Origin of the sequence: Erwinia magellanica (assembly GCF_039023495.1) — a bacterium.
Taxonomy (GTDB): domain Bacteria; phylum Pseudomonadota; class Gammaproteobacteria; order Enterobacterales; family Enterobacteriaceae; genus Erwinia.
The window spans coordinates 309,264-328,268 of sequence record NZ_JBCHVC010000002.1 but is presented as its reverse complement, the minus strand read 5'-3'; the positions used below and the strand labels follow the sequence as shown (position 1 = coordinate 328,268).

Below are 19,005 nucleotides of genomic sequence, written 5' to 3'. Positions count from 1 at the left end.
AGCGGGTTAACATCAAACCCCGTAATGGTCAGGCGGCGAACTACTACTCTCTCCTGAACAACGGGTGATACACCGCCCAGACAGATCCGGGATATGCCGCCCAGACAGATCCGGGATATGCCGCACCCGAGAGGCCCGAACGGAGTAACGATTCGCCGTAGACATCATTAAAGGCATCTTATCGGCACGCTTTTATGGTAAAGGTCACCACACCAAATATCTCCAGCTCATCCTCAGATTTAAAGGTGATTGGGGAGTATCGGCTATTGTGCGGCAGAAGATGCAGAAAGGGGCGTGTACGTAATTCCTTAACGGTGAACTCGCCTGAAACGGAAGCCACTACAAAATCGCCATGCGTGGCGGTAAGAGAGCTGTCTACCACCAGCATATCGCCGTCGGTTATCCCGACATCAATCATCGAATCCCCGCTTACGCGAACAAAGTATGCCGCGCTGGGCTTCTGTATAAGCAGATTATTCAGGTCAATGCGTTGCTCAACATAGTCCTGGGCGGGGCTGGGTAAACCGCAGGGTACGCGGTCGATGAACAATGGCAGAGTAATGACAGCTCTGATTTCAGCAGGTTTTAAAAATTCCATAACAAGCCCCCGGTTAATTACTGTATATATATACAGTAATATCGGTTGGTACTGGCTATCAAGGAAAATTTTAGCGCTCGTGCACTTTGCGCGGTTGCCCCGGATGGCATTGCAGCCATTATTGCTTAATAATCATGATCATTGCTGAACGGATGATTAAACTAAAGAACATAAGCCACAGTACTGCTGAAGGGGGGAAAGCCTGTGATTAAAAATATTTATAACGCCCGGATGCGCCAGCAAGCTTTGCACTATATAGCCATGGCGCCTATATGCAGGTAACCCCACAACGCTGTAACTAGTGAATAAGCCTGAAAATAAATACCCGCAGAGAGGGACAGTCAGGCATCGTTGCTTTGCCGCCATTGCAGGATCATCTCTCTGGTAACTTCCTTTTTATAGCAAAGTGGCGCATAGCCACCAGCTTTGCTCCATGCGCTTCGTCTGCCGCAGCTGCTGCCATTTCTTGCTGAGTTGAATGGACAAGCGCATACGCCTGGATACGATGCAATGGATTGATCAATAAGCTGCTGTTTAATCTGATCGTCACTCAGATGAGCAGTTTTAGCCAGCACCATTTCGGAAGAAATGAGTCCGTATAAGATAATTACCGTCAGCGAGACAGTTCTGAGAAGCATGACCGTTTCCTCCAGAGTGGAGGCTAAAAGGTAACCGGTGGCGTTACGATCCAATGGGTGAATCAAGCATGATTTCATGCCTGTTTACCGTTCACTTGCATCCTGGCACCCGCTCAAATGTGTAGAGGGGTTGTAGCGATTGTCAGCGCCTGCGATCGTGAAGGATCCTTCTAACGCCTACTGTAAAAGTAATCAGCAGGTCTACCTGGCGGTCATCGCGTTATTTTTATTGTGCCTGTTATCCGGCTCCTGGCTCTTCATCAGGAGTAAACTCAATCACCAGAAAATTCCGAAGTTTCAAACCTAAGAATGTCCCTACAGTAATCATCGTGGCTGCCTGGTAGGCTAAATAAACTACACATGCGGATGAATGCGTGTGTGATACAAGAGTAATATTGATTCCTTTCCCGACCATCATGGTCGGGTTTTTTGTGCGTGTTTCTGAAACAACCGGCCTCTGCTGGTGATGACCATAAGGCGTATAAAAAACTCAACGCCCCTTCCCCCTGTCGCAAATCAGAGCTACCAGAACAGCGCCCCCGCGATATACTCCAATCAGGAGGGTAACCTGTGCCCTACACCGAAGCAGTACATAGCAAAGAAGTGCGGGGAAAGATTAGTGTCAGTCTGGCTGCGCCAGAAGATGCTTACAGCGGCGTATAAACCCGTAGAACACATGAAGTGCAAGCTGGCGCAACTGCATGATGACTTTTCAGAGCGGTTCCCCTACTACCGCAACGAGTTGATGACAATCCGCAGGGTAATCCCGGTTTATCAGAAGGAGGCTAAACGTGAAGAAGACAATATATCTACCTCAATACGATAAAAAAGCTGAGGCGCATATCGTTGGGGATAAAATAAAGGTGCGATACGATGAAAATGAAGACTTCCCTAAGCGTCTTAAAGTAAAAGATCAGTTTTATGTCGTTATTGACGGCGAGGAGAGAATTATGGTGCTCACCAGAAGCCCGATTGGCTCATGGCATTTTACTCTTCAGTAGCGTGTTAAATAGCGTCCGACCTCGCCCTGGCGGGGTTTTTTATTGTCGGGATTCAGGGGGGATCCTGTGCAATATCGCAGAAAGCTTTTGAACTTAGAGAGCGGCGTGGCGGTGAAGAGCAGAAACTGCCGTTATTTTTTAATAAATCCCTCCCAAACTCCTCCCCACGGAAAAAATGAAGTCTGGCTAAGTCGGGTAATTCACTGAAAAATAATGGTACGCGCTACAGGATTAGAACCTGTCACTTACGAATCACTCCAGCGTGAAGTCCTTATCAAAGTCGCTCTCTTTGCCCCAGAGCTTTTCCAGCGCGAGCAGATAATGAAGCCATTCACGTAATAAAGCCGGACGCTCAAACTCCAGCCTCAAGCATTGGGAGGACCAGCGACCGAACCAGACTCATTCGCCACTGACGCCGCTATGCGCGAGATGCAGGCTAAAGGTGGGGATGAGTTTGTATCCAGCTTAAAGGGAGCCAGTGAGCTTTGGCACCCATGCGATGTAGCGGAAGAGTTCGCCGCTCGGTTAGGCGCAGGAGAGCAATTATGATCCTGGAAATACAGGAAGTGTTGTTGTCGAGGCGAACGGATCAGGCTGAGAGCTAAAGCGGTACAGCTGCGTATTGGAGAACTGGAGGCGCAAAGTAGGGTCAGCAGATAGCGAAGGCCACCGGGGGCTTTCCTGTTCAAACATAAAACAGTCGTCTTATACTCTGCCTGACCAGTATAAGCCCCCGCTCTTGCTGCTTCGCTGCGGAGCAGAACCCTGGCGTATCACCGCTTTGCAGGCCATATTTTTCTCTTTTCACCGTAAAGAAGTGAAAATAAGCGGGCTTAACCGCCAGTGCTCGGGTAAAAAAGAGGCGTGTACCACTACTGAGGACAATTTTCTTTCCGCACTGACGAGAAGCAACAACGCGGATAAGTTGTAAATATTATGGATAATAGCTGTAAGATCTGGAAAAACCGCTCTCCTCTGCTCTCTCCTGCTTATTGCCTCTCTGGCGAACAACACTGGCGCAACGCGCTTTAGTTTCTTCCACATACTGTCTGTTTTTAATTATTGCCGTCTCATATCGCTTCAGGCTGGCGCGTAGACGTATTATCTGGAAGAAAAAAATCATGCTTTACTGGATGTTACTTGCCCTGGCGATCGTGCTTGAGATCACCGGTACGCTATTAATGAAATGGTCGGGTATCAGCGGCAATCAAACAGGCTATGTCCTGATGCTGGTGATGATCGCCCTCTCCTATATAGCCCTGTCTGTTTCCATCAAAAAAATTGCTCTCGGCGTTGCCTATGCAATGTGGGAAGGCTTTGGCATTTTGTTTATTACGCTCTTCAGCGTGCTGCTGTTCGATGAGTCCGTCTCGCTGGCAAAAATAGCCGGTCTGGTCACGCTGGTCGCTGGGATCGCCCTGATTAAGTCAGGCACTTGCAGCAGGAGGCCTCATGCAGTCCTTTGAATGGGTTCATGCCGCCTGGCTGTCTGCGGCGACGCTGCTGGAAATCACCGCCAATATTTTCCTTAAGCTATCAGATGGATTCAGGCGTAAGGCTTACGGGCTACTGTCATTACTGGCAGTGCTGGCCGCCTTCAGCGCCCTTTCTCAGGCGGTAAAAGGCATTGATCTGTCCGTTGCCTATGCCCTGTGGGGCGGGTTCGGGCTGGCCGCGACCATCGCCGCAGGGTGGATCATGTTCGACCAGCGTCTGGATCATAAAGGCTGGCTGGGCGTGGTTCTGCTTCTCGCAGGCATGGTGATGATCAAGTTTTCCTGAGTTATCGCTGTAAGAGGGGTGTTTGCCCATACCAGGACGAGAACGCGAGCTGACGGAACAAAGACACCGGCAATTCGCAAAATGCGGGTTGATTCAAATACTACCTGGCGGGCGGCACTCGTTCGGGCAGGAATAGAAGACTTCCGTTTTCATGACTTGCGACATACGTGGGCAAGCTGGCTGATTCAGGCTGGGGTGCCGTTATCCGCGCTACAGGAAATGCGCGCTGGGAATCGATAGAGATGGTTCGCCGGTACGCACACCTCGCATCCAATCATCTGACTGAGCATGCGCGCAAAACTGACTCACTTTTGGGTGACAACGACACAAATACGACACAGGGGGAAATCAGGGGGGATTGGAACTAGCGTAACTGCTTGAAAAGTAATGGTACGCCCTACAGGATTCAACTTAAAAACCTAACCACATGATTAAATAGTATTAATTTTCATTCAATTTACTACCATGCCCCCATTAATGCCCCCAAAATTTTTTCTGGCGCTCAAATCATAGCCAATCCTGAGCATGATTCGCCTAATTCATCTTCCGATGCCTTGAAAAATCAATTTCATTAACGTAGATTCAATTTTGTAACTCTGCTGTCTAAGACAGCCACCAATGTTTCGAGCATCGAATAGATGCCAGTGATCTGAGAGAAACGCCTTCGGGTGATCACCCAAAATTACTGTAGCCTGAAAGGTAAAGCTAAATAGCGGTACATTTGCTCGCCCTTGGAAGCAAATATCGTCAATAGAACCGCTCCTACTGCGTGACGATGAGGGTACATTAAACAAACGAACGCCTTATTAACAAGGTGCTTCCACATCGAAACCATTCCTGAACGGGAATATTTCGATTATTAACTAAGCTGTCAGCAATTTGCTGCCAGCACCTTTAATCATTTCCCTATACTAATGTGCCACTACTGACACGTTATGTACTATTTGACCATACAGAGTTAGCTCCATCCTCTCTGAAAAAATCATGGCGCGTATTAAACGCTGCAGGCTGCGCTTTGCTTATGCCGTTAGGCATGGGCAAACGGCAGTCGTGCTGCGTGCAATACATGGCGTCACTTTTTGCGTGCCAACGCCTGAAAGTGACGCCATAGCGTAAACCGCTGCCCATCCTCTACCTGCGCCCGTTTCAAACGGGTATCTGAATCTGACACCACGTTTTCATACACCAAATATCCATTTTTTAAGGAGATCTGAATTGTTGCCGAGGCAGGCATAAGCCTGGGGATTACCTGCAATAGCAGGCAGTTGCACTGAGTGCATCACTGACACCCCGTAATACCTCAACTGCACCCGCTCTGGCGCACAGGCAACTTTCAGTACGGAACGGCAGCGCTGTTTCCGTTATTAGCCATGCGCCAGAGAAGCAGATTGGAGTATCAGATGAGTCGAACAGGTAGAGAAATGAAGCAGCTAGCGAAACAGGCTGGCGGCAGTCACAAGACGGTACATGATCGCATTCGTATTGCTGACAGATTTTGTAATCACTTGCTGGCGTTGAATATTCAAATTCGCAGCGTCCAGTATTTGAAAGCGAGGCATATCGAAAGTTACATCGCTGCACGTCGGGGGCAAGGTATCGCCTTGCGCACGTTGCAAAATGAGATGGCTGCTCTGCGCTCAGTTTTACATCAGGCTGGACGGGAAAAATTAGTAGTTTCAGAACGATTAACTAATCGAGCGCTGGGGCTCGGTGGTAGTAGCCGAGCTGGCACTAAATTCGCTATCCCAATAGAAAAATATCAGCAAACCATTAATCAAGCACGACAGCTTGATGAAGGATTAGCAATTGCCCTTCAGCTATCACGCTTACTGGGCTTGCGTTCACAAGAGGCTGTCCAATGCAGCGCCTCCCTTAAGACCTGGCAAAAGCAACTCGCCCAAAGAGCTGAAAGACTAAGTATTGTCTTCGGCACCAAAGGCGGTAGGCCGCGCGAAACACGCATTTTGGATCGCGCAGCAGTTAGCAATGTAATCGCTCAAGCTTTGGTTATTGCTAAACAGCGCAGTGGCAAACTTATTGACCGCGCTGATCTCAAAACGGCTATGAATTACTGGCGCTCAGCTACAACACGTATTGGTTTGGTCGGGTCCTACTCGCCACACAGCCTCCGCTATGCCTGGGCACAAGATGCTATTCGCTTTTATCAGGAGCAAGGTTTTAGCCGCAAAGAAGCTAATGCCCTCACTTCAATGGATCTCGGTCACGGCGATGGGCGTGGTCGCTATGTCGAACGTGTCTATGGCCTTCAGGAGGATCAAGCATGAGCACCCTCACCTTAATCCGACTTTGCGATGTGATGAATAAAACCGGTGTCAAAAGAGCCTGGATTTACAAGCTAATGAAAAAAAATGAATTTCCTCAAGCCGTCAAGCTTGGTTCGCGCTCAGTGGCATGGGTAGAGAGCGAAGTTGATGAATGGATCTCAAGTAAAATCAACCAACGTGATGGAGCACAGTAATGTTGAATTCAATTTTTTCCCTGGTAGGCGATTTTGAGTATAATCCGCGCACTGCGGCAAAATCCGTAGTCGGAATTAGCGTTCCGAAATTCTTCTTGATGCCCAAATATTTGGGCAATGCTTGCGCTCGCCTGTCAATGGTGGCTCAGGCGGGGGCTTCGCAAGAAGCGCCGGTTTCCAAGAAGGCCGGTAACGCTAACTCCGCCTGGGCTACCACCCAAGGGGTTAGCGTCTCTGGTGGTAGTCAACACAACTACTTCTTGGAGGCGGCCCTATGGCTACTACCCTTCCTTGTTTGCACCCGCAATCCATCCCTGTGCCTATGGGGGTGCTATATGTATGAACCAGAATCACTTTCTGGCAAATCAGTTCTCGACCACTGCCGTGCGTTAGCCTTTGCGATCATTGAAATAGGTAATGCTATTGCCGATGAATTGCTCGCCAATGTTCTATGTGAACGCCTTAGCCTACTGAATGAAAAGATGAAAGCAGGAGGCAAATTATGAGTTGTTGCGTAACTGAGACCATTTCCGCATCTCGTCATCGTTGGGAGGAAATCCTTCTTCAACTAGGTATCGACTTACCCGGGCTGAACAAACATGGCCCTTGCCCATGCTGCGGAGGAACAGACCGCTTTCGCTTTGATGATAAAGATGGCCGTGGTACATGGTTCTGCAATCAATGTGGAAATGGCGATGGTTTAGATTTGATTGCTAAGGTAAAAAAGTGCAACCCACTACAGGCGACAAAATTCATTTCAGAACTCAGTCTGACCTGCCAAACTGCGCCTGCCAGGGAAAAAGCATCAAAGCCCTGTGCATCAATTGAAGCAATGAGACTGCTTAACTCATCGCACTTTGCTACAAGCCCGTACCTGAAAAACAAAGGGTTATCCGCATCTGTGCAAATGCTCAGCATTCAGAAAGCACTAACAATAGGCGGGGTCAGTTTTGATAACGACTCAATTGTCCTACCAATTCAAGATATTGATGGGACGTTGATTAGCGCACAATTGATCAACGCCGACGGTGAGAAACGATACTTGCCAGGTACTCGTCAAAATGGTGGATTCATCAAGGTTGGCGATTCGAGTAATACAGCAAATATCATCATCACAGAAGGCTATGCCACTGCATTAACGGTCAACCTTGCAACAGGTCATTTGGCTTTAGCCGCGATGTCTGCAAATAACTTACTGAATACTGCTGTCACTGCGAGGCATAAATATCCGAACAGCAACATCATTATTGCTGCTGAAAATGATTCTATTGAGGCAAATAACGTTGGTTTGGTTCAAGCAGAAAAAGCGGCAGTAACCGTGAATGGCTGGGTTTCTTTACCCCCGGATGGAAACGTTAGCGATTGGGATGATTACCGCCAAATCCATAATGAGGCAGCGGTTAACGAAGCATTTCATCAGCAAATGTATCAGCCAGGCTCAAAGCTCTCATTCATCTCGCGCATTCGAGAACGCAATCCAGACCTCAGCACCTCCCTTCCCTTACGCAAGGGCTCCGATGGTTTTGATACCCGACAGGATTACCTTATCAAAGGCTACCTCCCCAGCGCGTCAGTAACCAGCGCATACGGCGCAAGTGGTTCTTATAAGTCATTTCTGGCGGTCTCTTGGGGATGCCACATTGCCACTGGCAAACCTTGGGCAGGCAGGCCGGTTACGCAGGGTGCTGTAATTTATGTCGTTGGCGAAGGCGGAATTGGGGTTCCACGCCGAATTCGTGCTTGGGAAGAAACTCTCAATAACGGCTCGCCAATCGAAACACTTTACCGCATCGACTGTCCCATTTTTCCTGCTAGCTCCGAAAGCGTGCAGCAAGTTATCAGGGCAGCCAATGATGTTAAAGCAGCTTCAGGCATGCCTGTCAGATTGATTATTTTAGATACTCTCGCACGCTGCTTTGGTGGCTCTGATGAGAATGCTGCCAAAGATATGGGTGCATTTATTCAGGGTTGCGACGTTATTAAGGCAGCTACCGAAGCTAGTGTCTTAGTCATTCATCACTCTGGTAAAGATCAGGACAAGGGTGCGCGAGGTTCCAGTGCATTCCGTGCTGCCCTTGATGTTGAATTTAACGTCCGCCGCGAAGGTGAAGGCGGAGCGCTGATTCTTAGCTGTACCAAAATGAAGGATGCCGAGGAGCCACCACGGCAGGCTTATGACTTGGTGCCGGTAGATCTCTACACTGATAATGATGGTGACCAAATTACTTCGCTAGTTTTGAATGATGAAGGACGACCTGTTATGGATGATACCGATCCCGAGCTAACCGGCATTACACGTCTTACCGACAATCACGTTGCCCTTTGGCAAGCCATTCGCTCCCGAACCGCCAACGGTGACGCTTGTACTCGCGCGCTAGTTAGAGATGACATGCGAGCGATGGGATTCGATGTTTCTAAGAAATTCACTCGCTGGCTGGATAAGCTGGAAAAGGAAGGCCGTGTCATTTGTGACGGTGAACATATTAGGCCGGTTCTTTTAGAGTTTAAGATGGGGGATTGAATGGGGAAGATGTGGGGGAAGATTTTTTTGATGCTACTTCTAGGACTAACTCCCCCACTTGCAGTCTGTATATACCCGGCAAATGGGGGAAGCTAGTTTACCCATTAGCAAACAATAAGTTATGCGTTTTTAACAATCTGAAAATGGATGCTAACTTAGATTGATGCGGTGGGGGTAATATGGGGGAAATCATTGCGGGCGTATGATAATTTATATACAGGATGGTAATAACACCATCCTGTATTTTGAGTGACTTATATATCAAGTTTAGGCAAGTTGTTGACGATTTTCTGAGTCTCAAGACTGACCGTAATAACACGCAGGAACAATTCTAACGGGTATCGAGGGTTATCCATTGTTTCAATTGCCCAGTCATTAGCATCATTCACAATCCCGCTGTCTTTATGGATAGATACACCTTGTCGTTCCATCACCCACTCAAGAGCAGGTTTACCATTAACAATGTAGTCATAGGCTTCAACAGGAATATTTTTTATCCGAATTTTATTATTGTAAATAACAGTATCTTTTTCACCTTTTTTGGCAAACTTCATCTTCTCAACATAAAAATCATCTTTACCTAACTGAGAATAACCAAGAGTACCAGTATCAATAGTAGCTTTATATGGCTCAACGGCTTCATAGTTTAAATGAATTTCAGCCAACTCACGCCCAGCCTTAGAAAAGGCCAAAAAACCCTCTATATTTTTGACGCATGGAATCCTCGGTAACTCTTTAGCGAGGTTATCAGCATAAAATGACAAATAATCATTACTATGTAGCACCCCATATACATAATAAAAAATATCTTCTTTGCTAATGCTAGATAATGAATAGAAAGAGTTAAATAAATTTAGTCCAAAATCACTGATAGCACTTTTCTTCTCATATTTCCCATCAGAAATCTCTTCATACAAATAAAGAGGGAAGCATTGACCATTACCATGCAACTGAATATCAGGCATTACATTTGTAACAATACAAGAAAAACCCTTTGATGTACCTACACCAGTTAATGATATCGTTATGTTATCAGTATCTATGGCTGGATACATTTTTGGAATTTGCCCAACACGATGAATTAACCCACTACCAAAATATAACCATTGCTTTTGATATGGTCTATATACTGATTTACGCATATATGATTGATCAAAATTTAACTCAATCATTTTTTGATGACTGGAAATCAAACTACTTGTCCAACTAATTTTAGTTGGATCCATTCGACCATCAAGATCTAAACCTAGCGATGATTTATAGAAATCCAAAAGACCATTTACATTTTCAGATAATTTTCTTTTGCTACTTTGATAGACCCATGCATCACGACCTGATTCAGCACCTCTGGAATAATTAGAAAAAAGAACATTTCCGTCTTTAGATTTTTTATTCCCAATTTCGATAAAGTCATAAAAACTGTCATCACGCTGATTCAGCCAGTCATTGTAGGCATCTGGTGTAATTGACTGCCAGCCATGTGCTTTTTTAATGCCGCTTATACTGACAAAGTCAGAAATCGTTTCCAGTTTTTCCTCACGAGTCAGATAGTCACCAATATCATGGAAATAAATCTTACCCGTCTGAGTTGCAGCAGGATTCTTCACAAGAATCGCAATGACAATCGGAGCTCGGCTCCCACTGCCAAAAATTTTACCACCTTCTTGCCGTGATTTTTCACCTGATGTTCTCTGATTACCTCTCAGATGGAAGAAATACAGACTACTGAACTCATCTGCCAGACACTTACGCAGACCATCAGCTGAGTTAGAGTCGATATATCCGCCATTAGTCACAAAACCGATAACACCTTGCTCACCGATACGGTCACTCGCCCAACGAATTGCCCGTATATAGGAGTCGTATAGTGCATTTTTATTTGTCGCCGTTGTATGGGCAGCATACGTTTCCGATATGCGCTTATCGAGAAGCGGATATTTTACATTCTGATTATTGTCGTTTGCTGATTCCTGACCGGAGGAATACGGTGGGTTACCGATAATAACCCGAATATCTAATGCTTTTTGACGCTTACGGCGCTCACTGTTATCAACCAGCACAGCACTGACCAGATCATCCTTCTCATACATTTCAAAGGTATCTGTCAGACAGATACCCTCAAACGGCGTGTACTCTGATTCTTCAGTGATACCGTGATATACGGCTTCAATATTAATGGCTGCAATGTAATAGGCTAACAGGACAATTTCGTTGGCATGAATTTCATTTTTAAACTTGTAAGCCAGTTTATCTGACGGGATCAGACCACTTTGCAGCAGGCGGGTGATGAACGTACCGGTTCCGGTGAACGGGTCAAGAATATGGACGCCTTTATCTGCCAGTGTTTGTCCGAACTCCTGTTTAAGCACGTCATTCACGCTGTGAATAATAAAATCTACCACCTCGACAGGGGTATACACTATCCCCAGACGCTCCGTCATTCTCGGAAACGCGTTTCTGAAAAACTTATCGTATAACTGCACGATAATCTGCTGCTTACCTTCTGCCGTAGTAATGCCGTCAGCGCGCATTTTTACCGACTCATAGAAGCTGTTCAGCGTGCTCGCCTCTTTTTCGAGATGATGCTCCTGCAACGTGTTCAGGACATTCTGCATCGCCATACTCATCGGGTTATGGTCGGTAAAATTGTAGTCCGCAAACAGGGCATCAAAGACAGGTTTGGTTATCAGATGCTGTGCCAGCATTTCGGTGATTTCATCGTCGGAAACGCTGTTATTCAAGTCGTCACGCAGTTCATCTGCAAATGCCCTAAAGGCACTGATCTCTATTTTATTCTCCGGATTTTCGAGGATCCCGCGAATACGGTCGATATGGGTACGGGCAATTTTAGCAATATCGTTCGCCCAGTCTTCCCAGTGATGCCGGTTGCCGCATTTTTTGACGATTTTAGCGTACAGTGCCCGTTCAATTTCTCCGACGGAAAATTCAATATCCAATTGTTCAGGTGGTGGGGTTACAGCTGAACCAATGCCATTACTTTTGCGCGCTTTCCCTGCCAGCTCCGATTTTTTCGTCTGCCGTTTGGTTTTCTTCACCACTTTATCGGCAACGGCAATCACTTCCATTCTGGCGTTGTCTTTCCCGTTAAATTCCAGTTTGTTGATCATGGCATCAAAGCGGTCATCATGCGCCCTGAGTGCATTCAACACCTGCCAGACAACGCGGTATGCCTGATTATTGTTTAAGGCATTTTCCGGCTCTTCACCGGCAGGGATCACCACCGGAAGAATGACATAGCCCAGCTCTTTACCTTCAGCACGGCGCATAACACGTCCGACAGACTGCACAACATCCACCTGAGAGCTTCTCGGGGTGAGAAACAGCACGGCATCCAGTGAAGGCACATCCACGCCTTCCGATAAACAACGGACGTTAGACAATATCCGGCAGACATTGTCATCCGTATCTGCTTTCAGCCATTCAATTTTAGATTTTTTCTCAGTGGCATTCATGCTGCCGTCAACGTGCTTAACCTGACACTGAAGTTTTAATGACGGATCAATCGCCTTATCCGGTGCCGTTTCACTGAGATATTCAATCTCCGATGCCTGATAGGCTTCAACAACGGCTCCGAACATTTCCGTGATGAGTTTAGAGCTGACTTTATGGACTTTACCTTTGCTCTCTTCGATTACCTGACAGAACGCTACTGCCCGCTTCATCGCATCAGGATGAACACCATCAGAACCCGCCAGTCCCTGTTTTGCCAGTGCTTTCCAGCAACCCACAATTTTTGCCGCATCGTCCACTTTGAGCTGATTATTTTCGTCCTTCAACAGAGACTGAATGCGGCGGCTGATATGCTTTTCTTCCACGGCAAGCACAATGACTTTGTAATCACACAAAATGCCAAGCTGTACAGCTTTTGAGAACGTAATGACATACAGGTCATCTCCATAAAGGCTTTTATCATCCATTGAGCATAAGGTGACACCTTCAGTCTCTTTCGCATCGTCCCCGAAAATACGCGGCGTTGCTGTCATATACAGCCGTTTGTGACCGGCGATATACGCGTTGTCATGAATACGCACAAAAGCAGATTCATCATCACCTTCAAAAGTCGCGCCCGTTGTACGGTGCGCTTCATCGCAAATGATGAAATCAAACGCAGGGAAGCCCAGTTTTTGCGCCTGATGAATAACCTCAACAGAATGATAGGTAGAAAGCACCACGTTCATGTAAGGCGGCTTGCCACTGCCGAAAATATCCGGCTGATTAAAGGCTTTTACGAGACTGTTCGCATTCGTGGTCGCCGGATATTTCAGGTCACTGATGCCGACGACAACATTGTCATCATGGTTTTTCTTGCCGACATCACTGTCAGAGCAGACAGCAAAACAGCGTAGGTCAATCAGCGTATCCTGTGTCCATTCATCCAGCGTCTGACTCAGCAATGCCAGACTCGGCACAAGAAACAGGACGGTTTTACCGCGACCTGCAACAGCTTCAGCAATTCGCAACGAGGTAAAGGTTTTTCCCGTTCCGCATGCCATTATGAGCTTTCCGCGATCTGCAGTTCTTAAGCCATTTTTCACTGCATTAAGCGCCGGCACTTGATGGGGACGGAGCTGCTTCTTAGCCTTCATTGCAGGCCGGTGTGCTAAGTCAAAATCAAACTGAGACCAGTCTAGAGCACTTTGTTCAAGGTCAGTTAAACTTAATGCCGTTACAGGGGTAGCCTTATCCTTGAGCATATCCTTCGCTTCTTCTGTCCAGTTATCCGTGGATGCCACAATATAGCGAAGGGTAAAATATGTTTTATCAGATGCCGCGAGAAAACTATCAATGTCTTTTTTAGATATTTTTGTTTGATTATAGTTTTTACACTGAACTGCATGAAACTCGCCGGTTTTTGTGACAGCAACTAAATCGATGCCTGCATCTTTTTTATGCGTGATTCCAACTGAATTACCATACTGCTCGACCCATGCAGCATAGCTCAGCACGTAAGTATATAGTTCGGCGTACTTGGGCTCGTTAAGGAAATATTGAACACAAAGGTTTTCAAAAGTGGTTCCTTTATCCCTTTGAGTGGGGGAAGCATTTTCAATTTTAGTTAACAGCTGAGAAAGCGCATTCATTACTTATGTCCTTTTGAATCATTCACTTATTTAATTAGTTTATTTTGTTTATAAAACATACTATCTCCGCATACACCATTACATCGGAGGGAATGCAATCGGCACACAATATTTCATCCCATAGAACGTCAGATCATCGACTCTTGCACCATCAAATGTTTAGTTAGTTATGCCTTTGATGGATCCTGCATATAGAGCAGGCACATAAATATCTTCATCCAATTCATCCCAATGAATCCCCGGCCCCGATCCAGTCAGCTCCCACTGATTCCGCTGCTCAGGTGTACCGAGCAGCAATCTTGGGAAATTTTGCAATGGGATGTCCAATTGCTCTTTCCCCTCTAGTTGCACATGCATAAATTCATCAGAGAAGCAGAGAGTCACTTTAGGTGCTGTCATGCCTTATTCCTTATTACTATCAAGCATTGTCATGAAGCGTACCGAGATAATCGGCATACCATTGAAGCATTTCACGCCGCCCATCGAGGTACTGAGCATGGTTGTAAGTCCCGCGAATGGTGTTTTTATCCGCATGCGCCAGTTGAGTCTCGATCCAAGCCGTGTTGTAGCCCTGCTCATGCAAGATGGTGCTCATTGTATGTCGGAAGCCGTGCCCTGTCGCTTTCCCATCGAATCCAATACGTTTGATCACTTGGTTAATACTCGCCTCGCTCATGGGCTTACCTGCATGATTTCGGCCTGGAAACACAAATTTACCCCGACCGCTAAGCTCGTGCATTTCTTCAAGTAGTGAAAGTGCCTGGCTAGATAGTGGTACAACATGCGGACGCCGCATCTTCATGCGTTCTGCTGGAATCTGCCAGGTTCCCTTCTTCAAATCGAACTCACACCACTCAGCGGCACGTAATTCGATGGTCCGAGTACCAGTTAGCATAAGCAAGTGTGTTGCGTGATGTGTGATACGGCTGCCGCTGTAGCCACTTAACGCACGCAAGAAACCACCGATTTCATGACTTAATAGATGCGGAAAGTGTTTTTGCTTGGGTGCTTTCAATGCCCCCGCGAGATCAGTTACTGGATTATGCTCTGCCCTGCCGGTGATGATGGCATAGGTAAATATCTGCCGACATGCCTGGCGCGTTTTCTTTAGCTTATCCAGCACACCTCGCTGTTCCATTTTACGCAGCACGGCTAGCATCTCAGCCACTTTAATCTCAGCAATCGGGCGTTTACCTAGCGCGGGGAAAACATCTTTGCGTAAGTATTCAAGGATGTCGTCTGCATAGCCTTGAGACCAGTTGGGTCGTTTGTGTTCGTGCCACTCTTGCGCCAGTGATTCAAAACTGTTGTTGATGGCGAGGATTTTAGCCTGCTTGGCTTCTTGTTTGGCAAGGCCTGGATCTCCGCCCGCTGCCAGTATCTTTTTGGCCTCTTCGCGCTTACCCCTCGCCTCGGCAAGTGATATGGCGGGATAAAGCCCGAACACCACGCGCTTTTCTTTCCCTGCAAAGCGGTACTTTAATCGCCAGCTTTTGCTACCACTGGGGAAAATTTCGAGATACAAGCCAGCTCCATCAGCCAGTTTATAGGCTTTCTCTTTCGGCTTAGCAGAGTCAATTTGACGGGCATTTAGCTTCATGTGGGGGCATCGTGATCTATTGAACGGGACAATGCCCCCTATGATGCCCCCAATCGAGTGTAGCTTTCAATAGACAAACAGATACAACCTTGGATGTAGTAACCAGTATTGGCAAGGGGTTAGGAGGTATTTGTAGACTTTAGGAGACACTAGCAGAAGAAGAGATGGTACGCCCTACAGGATTCGAACCTGTGACCTACGGCTTAGAAGGCCGGTGCTCTATCCAACTGAGCTAAGGGCGCATGGAGAACTGAGGCGAATTATACGGTGCGAACCTGCTGAGTCAACGATTTATCGGGCGGAAGCGGTCTGTTGCTGCACTATTGAACAGTCTTGCCTGAAACTGTGCCTGACAGCAGCGCCCGCTTCTGACAAAATAGGCACCAATCCCCGTATTAACTCAACACAGATGGATCCCCTCTCTGATGGTAGCAAAGATTATTGACGGTAAAACGATTGCGCAGCAGGTGCGTCAAGAGGTTGCGGAAAAAGTCCGGCAGCGTCTGGCAGCCGGAAAGCGCGCGCCGGGCCTGGCAGTTGTTCTGGTTGGTGAGAACCCCGCTTCGCAGATTTATGTCGGCAGTAAACGCCGCGCCTGTGAAGAAGTCGGGTTCCTCTCCCGCTCTTACGATCTGCCCGCCTCCACCAGCGAAGCGGATCTGTTAGAGCTGATCGACAAGCTGAACAAGGATAGCGAAATTGATGGGATCCTGGTGCAGTTACCTTTGCCGGCAGGCATCGATAACGTAAAAGTGCTGGAAAGCATCTCGCCTTCGAAAGATGTGGATGGTTTCCACCCCTATAACGTTGGTCGCCTGTGCCAGCGTGCGCCCAAGCTGCGTCCCTGTACGCCCCGCGGCATCGTGACGCTGCTGGAGCGCTACAACATCGATACCTTTGGCATGAATGCCGTGGTGGTTGGCGCCTCTAACATTGTCGGACGGCCGATGAGCATGGAGCTGCTGCTGGCTGGCTGCACCACAACCGTTACCCATCGCTTTACCAAAGATCTGCGCTTCCATGTGGAGCACGCCGATCTGCTGGTGGTCGCGGTTGGTAAACCTGGCTTTATTCCGGGTGACTGGATCAAGCCAGGGGCGGTGGTGATTGACGTGGGTATTAATCGCCTTGAAAGCGGCAAAGTGGTGGGTGATGTCGATTTTGCGGCGGCTTCAGCGCGCGCCTCTTATATCACCCCAGTTCCGGGCGGCGTAGGCCCGATGACAGTGGCAACGCTGATTCAGAATACCCTGCAAGCCTGCGAAGAATCTCATGATGGAGCAGTAAAATAATGGCAACGTTCTCTTTAGGTAAACATCCCCATGTCGATCTGTGCGATCTGCTGAAGCTCGAAGGGCTGGTGGAAAGCGGCGCGCGCGCCAAGACGCTGATTGCAGAAGGCAATGTCACCGTCGATGGCGTGGTGGAAACCCGCAAGCGCTGCAAGATCGTAGCGGGCCAGACCGTGGTATTTGCGGGTCAAAGCATAGCGGTTACAGCATAAGCCTGCCCGTTACCGGCGGCGTTTCGCTGCCGGTTTTCTCTTAACCTTCTCAGACCGAATCCGGTACAGTCTCTTCCCCTCTTCACTTGCTAACCCTTACAGCTCGTAGGGCAATAGCCGATCGACTTCAAAGTATCACTATTTCCTCTTGCTGAAGATGAAAATCTTGTTGCAGCAAAATCACGCTTCTCTCACGATAGGTAGAACGTTCTACTAAAACGTTCTACTTACAATAACAGGGTGTGGAAAGCACCACCGGGGGAAGGCAGCATGAGTCTGATATCAGGGTTTGTGAGATCGTTATCAAAATTATCCATGATTGGTCGCGCGTTAATGCTGCCAATCTCTTTGCTTCCGGCCGCAGGGCTGCTACTGGCCTTCGGCGACAAGTTTCACCTGCCGCTAATGATGAACGCAGGGGGAGTGATTTTCGATAACCTGCCGCTACTGTTTGCTATCGGTTCCGCTGTAGGTCTGGCTTCTGAATCGGGTATCGCCGCCCTTTCGGCCGCCGTATCGGTATTTATCACCAATATCACCATCGGGACGCTGTTAGGCATAACGCCAGAGATGGCTTCCCAGGGCGGGAAATACGCCATGGTGGTGGGCATTCCGACACTGCAAATGGGCGTGTTTGGCGGGTTAATCTGCGGCATCCTTGCTGCCTGGTGCTATAACCGTTTCCACACCCTGCAACTGCCGGAATTCCTTGGCTTCTTCTCCGGTAAGCGCTTCGTCGCCATTGCAACGGCCTTTCTCTCCTCCATTCTGGGGCTGCTGCTGCCCTATGTCTGGGAACATGTTCAGAACGGAATCGATGCGCTCTCCGTGGTCGTTAATGGCAATAACCAGGCCGCCTCAACCTTTATTTTTGGCCTGGTTGAACGTGCGCTTATCCCGCTCGGCCTGCACCATATCTGGTATCCCTCTTTCTGGTACTCGTTTGGCGACTATACAACCCTGAGCGGCCAGGTGATCCACGGCGATCAAACTATCTGGTTCAAAATGCTGGAAGAGGGAAGTAAAACCTTCAGTAGTGATACCTACCAGAATGCCGGTAAGTTTATGCAGGGCGAGTTCCCGCTGATGCTGTTCGCGCTGCCTGCCGCCTGTCTGGCGATGTATCATGAGGCGCACACCAAAAATAAGAAAATCGCTTCCGGTATTCTCTTCTCCGCGGCCCTCACCTGCTTCCTGACGGGGATCACCGAGCCGGTAGAATTTACCTTTATTTTTGTTGCACCAGTCCTTTATGTCTTTAACGCCATCATGGCTGGCGTGGCTTATATGTCTATGTATCTGCTGCATGCACATATCGCTAAATCGTTCTCCGCAGGCCTGATTGACTATATCTCCTTCGGCATTCTGCCTTCGTTTAACGGCTATCAGACCAACTATCTGGACGCCGTGATTGTCGGCGTGCCAATGGCGCTGATCTATTACTTCACTTTCCGGTTTGTTATCCGTCGCTTAGATGTTAAAACACCGGGACGTTCAGAAGTGACCGCCACAACAGATGATAAAACCGATGACGAACTGGCTACCGAAATCATTACGCTGCTGGGCGGCGCGAAAAACATCGACTCCGTGGGTGCCTGTATCACGCGTCTGCGCCTTGAAGTCGCACAGAGCGAGAAGGTAGACAAAGACGGGCTGAACAGTCTTGGGGCGCGCGGCGTGGTGTTTGTCGGTGACAATGGCATTCAGGTGATTTTCGGCGCGAGAGCACAGTTTATTGCCCAAAGCATGTCTGAAAGGACAGGCAAAATATAAGATGTCA

15 protein-coding genes, 1 tRNA gene and 2 pseudogenes are annotated in these 19,005 nt (G+C 47.9%); 12 read left to right on the top strand and 6 right to left on the bottom strand.

What is annotated here, in order from left to right; translation table 11 throughout:
- Window positions 1–178: 178 nt before the first annotated feature.
- Window positions 179–598, bottom strand: coding sequence for a translesion error-prone DNA polymerase V autoproteolytic subunit (umuD, locus tag AAH450_RS08760; RefSeq protein WP_342909882.1), 420 nt, complete (start codon window positions 596–598; stop codon window positions 179–181).
- A 341-nt stretch (window positions 599–939) separates the two neighbouring features.
- Window positions 940–1,176, bottom strand: coding sequence for a hypothetical protein (locus AAH450_RS08755; protein ID WP_463322724.1), 237 nt, complete (start codon window positions 1,174–1,176; stop codon window positions 940–942).
- A gap of 851 nt (window positions 1,177–2,027) precedes the next feature.
- Between AAH450_RS08755 and AAH450_RS08750 the strand changes: the two genes are divergently transcribed.
- From AAH450_RS08750 to AAH450_RS08710, 9 genes and pseudogenes are all read left to right on the top strand, one after another.
- The gene (locus AAH450_RS08750; protein WP_318789987.1) at window positions 2,028–2,237 is read left to right on the top strand and encodes a hypothetical protein; all 210 of its coding nucleotides are present in this window, start codon (window positions 2,028–2,030) and stop codon (window positions 2,235–2,237) included.
- Between the two features lie 1,121 nt (window positions 2,238–3,358).
- Window positions 3,359–3,703 (top strand): multidrug/spermidine efflux SMR transporter subunit MdtJ, encoded by a 345-nt coding sequence (mdtJ, locus tag AAH450_RS08745; protein WP_342909881.1) that lies wholly within the window; start codon window positions 3,359–3,361, stop codon window positions 3,701–3,703.
- Window positions 3,690–4,019, top strand: a complete 330-nt coding sequence (mdtI, locus tag AAH450_RS08740) for a multidrug/spermidine efflux SMR transporter subunit MdtI (RefSeq protein ID WP_342909880.1) — start codon at window positions 3,690–3,692, stop codon at window positions 4,017–4,019. The genes mdtJ and mdtI overlap by 14 nt, the downstream gene beginning before the upstream one ends.
- A gap of 12 nt (window positions 4,020–4,031) precedes the next feature.
- A pseudogene (locus tag AAH450_RS08735) lies at window positions 4,032–4,392 on the top strand (tyrosine-type recombinase/integrase); the annotation flags it as partial.
- A 1,027-nt stretch (window positions 4,393–5,419) separates the two neighbouring features.
- Window positions 5,420–6,304 (top strand): integrase domain-containing protein, encoded by an 885-nt coding sequence (locus AAH450_RS08730; protein ID WP_342909879.1) that lies wholly within the window; start codon window positions 5,420–5,422, stop codon window positions 6,302–6,304.
- On the top strand, window positions 6,301–6,498 hold the full coding sequence (locus AAH450_RS08725) for a helix-turn-helix transcriptional regulator (protein WP_089561175.1): 198 nt from the start codon (window positions 6,301–6,303) through the stop codon (window positions 6,496–6,498). The genes AAH450_RS08730 and AAH450_RS08725 overlap by 4 nt, the downstream gene beginning before the upstream one ends.
- Window positions 6,498–7,004 carry an ash family protein gene (locus AAH450_RS08720; protein ID WP_342909878.1) on the top strand — a complete coding sequence of 169 codons (507 nt, stop codon included), beginning with the start codon at window positions 6,498–6,500 and terminating at the stop codon, window positions 7,002–7,004. The genes AAH450_RS08725 and AAH450_RS08720 overlap by 1 nt, the downstream gene beginning before the upstream one ends.
- Window positions 7,001–7,870 (top strand): annotated as a pseudogene (locus AAH450_RS08715) (primase-helicase zinc-binding domain-containing protein); the annotation flags it as partial. The gene AAH450_RS08720 and the pseudogene AAH450_RS08715, both read left to right, overlap by 4 nt.
- 51 nt (window positions 7,871–7,921) lie before the next feature.
- On the top strand, window positions 7,922–9,019 hold the full coding sequence (locus AAH450_RS08710; protein WP_342910370.1) for a helicase RepA family protein: 1,098 nt from the start codon (window positions 7,922–7,924) through the stop codon (window positions 9,017–9,019).
- A 254-nt stretch (window positions 9,020–9,273) separates the two neighbouring features.
- On the opposite strand, the gene AAH450_RS08705 is transcribed toward AAH450_RS08710, so the two are convergent.
- From AAH450_RS08705 to AAH450_RS08690, 4 genes are all read right to left on the bottom strand, one after another.
- The gene (locus tag AAH450_RS08705) at window positions 9,274–14,121 is read right to left on the bottom strand and encodes a DEAD/DEAH box helicase (RefSeq protein WP_342909877.1); all 4,848 of its coding nucleotides are present in this window, start codon (window positions 14,119–14,121) and stop codon (window positions 9,274–9,276) included.
- Between the two features lie 159 nt (window positions 14,122–14,280).
- Window positions 14,281–14,520 carry a DUF2442 domain-containing protein gene (locus tag AAH450_RS08700; protein WP_342909876.1) on the bottom strand — a complete coding sequence of 80 codons (240 nt, stop codon included), beginning with the start codon at window positions 14,518–14,520 and terminating at the stop codon, window positions 14,281–14,283.
- Between the two features lie 19 nt (window positions 14,521–14,539).
- Complete coding sequence (locus tag AAH450_RS08695) at window positions 14,540–15,721, bottom strand: tyrosine-type recombinase/integrase (RefSeq protein WP_342909875.1); 1,182 nt, start codon at window positions 15,719–15,721, stop codon at window positions 14,540–14,542.
- A 165-nt stretch (window positions 15,722–15,886) separates the two neighbouring features.
- Window positions 15,887–15,963: transfer RNA gene (locus AAH450_RS08690), tRNA-Arg, on the bottom strand.
- 183 nt (window positions 15,964–16,146) lie between these two features.
- Between AAH450_RS08690 and folD the strand changes: the two genes are divergently transcribed.
- From folD to AAH450_RS08675, 3 genes are all read left to right on the top strand, one after another.
- A complete protein-coding gene (folD, locus tag AAH450_RS08685) occupies window positions 16,147–17,013 on the top strand; it encodes a bifunctional methylenetetrahydrofolate dehydrogenase/methenyltetrahydrofolate cyclohydrolase FolD (protein WP_342909874.1) in 867 nt (288 codons plus the stop codon).
- Window positions 17,013–17,225, top strand: coding sequence for a ribosome-associated protein YbcJ (ybcJ, locus tag AAH450_RS08680; RefSeq protein WP_342909873.1), 213 nt, complete (start codon window positions 17,013–17,015; stop codon window positions 17,223–17,225). Before folD ends, ybcJ begins: the two co-directional genes overlap by 1 nt.
- A gap of 270 nt (window positions 17,226–17,495) precedes the next feature.
- On the top strand, window positions 17,496–18,998 hold the full coding sequence (locus AAH450_RS08675; protein WP_342909872.1) for a PTS transporter subunit EIIC: 1,503 nt from the start codon (window positions 17,496–17,498) through the stop codon (window positions 18,996–18,998).
- Window positions 18,999–19,005 lie beyond the last annotated feature (7 nt).

Bases quoted from the DNA above. Each gene is read 5' to 3' on its own strand.
- mdtI (WP_342909880.1), top strand. From the start codon at position 3,690: ATGCAGTCCTTTGAATGGGTTCATGCCGCCTGGCTGTCTGCGGCGACG.
- AAH450_RS08710 (WP_342910370.1), top strand. From the start codon at position 7,922: ATGTATCAGCCAGGCTCAAAGCTCTCATTCATCTCGCGCATTCGAGAA.
- umuD (WP_342909882.1), bottom strand. From the start codon at position 598: ATGGAATTTTTAAAACCTGCTGAAATCAGAGCTGTCATTACTCTGCCA.
- ybcJ (WP_342909873.1), top strand. From the start codon at position 17,013: ATGGCAACGTTCTCTTTAGGTAAACATCCCCATGTCGATCTGTGCGAT.
- mdtJ (WP_342909881.1), top strand. From the start codon at position 3,359: ATGCTTTACTGGATGTTACTTGCCCTGGCGATCGTGCTTGAGATCACC.
- AAH450_RS08695 (WP_342909875.1), bottom strand. From the start codon at position 15,721: ATGAAGCTAAATGCCCGTCAAATTGACTCTGCTAAGCCGAAAGAGAAA.
- AAH450_RS08755 (WP_463322724.1), bottom strand. From the start codon at position 1,176: ATGGTGCTGGCTAAAACTGCTCATCTGAGTGACGATCAGATTAAACAG.
- folD (WP_342909874.1), top strand. From the start codon at position 16,147: ATGGTAGCAAAGATTATTGACGGTAAAACGATTGCGCAGCAGGTGCGT.
- AAH450_RS08705 (WP_342909877.1), bottom strand. From the start codon at position 14,121: ATGAATGCGCTTTCTCAGCTGTTAACTAAAATTGAAAATGCTTCCCCC.
- AAH450_RS08700 (WP_342909876.1), bottom strand. From the start codon at position 14,520: ATGACAGCACCTAAAGTGACTCTCTGCTTCTCTGATGAATTTATGCAT.
- AAH450_RS08730 (WP_342909879.1), top strand. From the start codon at position 5,420: ATGAGTCGAACAGGTAGAGAAATGAAGCAGCTAGCGAAACAGGCTGGC.
- AAH450_RS08725 (WP_089561175.1), top strand. From the start codon at position 6,301: ATGAGCACCCTCACCTTAATCCGACTTTGCGATGTGATGAATAAAACC.
- AAH450_RS08675 (WP_342909872.1), top strand. From the start codon at position 17,496: ATGAGTCTGATATCAGGGTTTGTGAGATCGTTATCAAAATTATCCATG.
- AAH450_RS08720 (WP_342909878.1), top strand. From the start codon at position 6,498: ATGTTGAATTCAATTTTTTCCCTGGTAGGCGATTTTGAGTATAATCCG.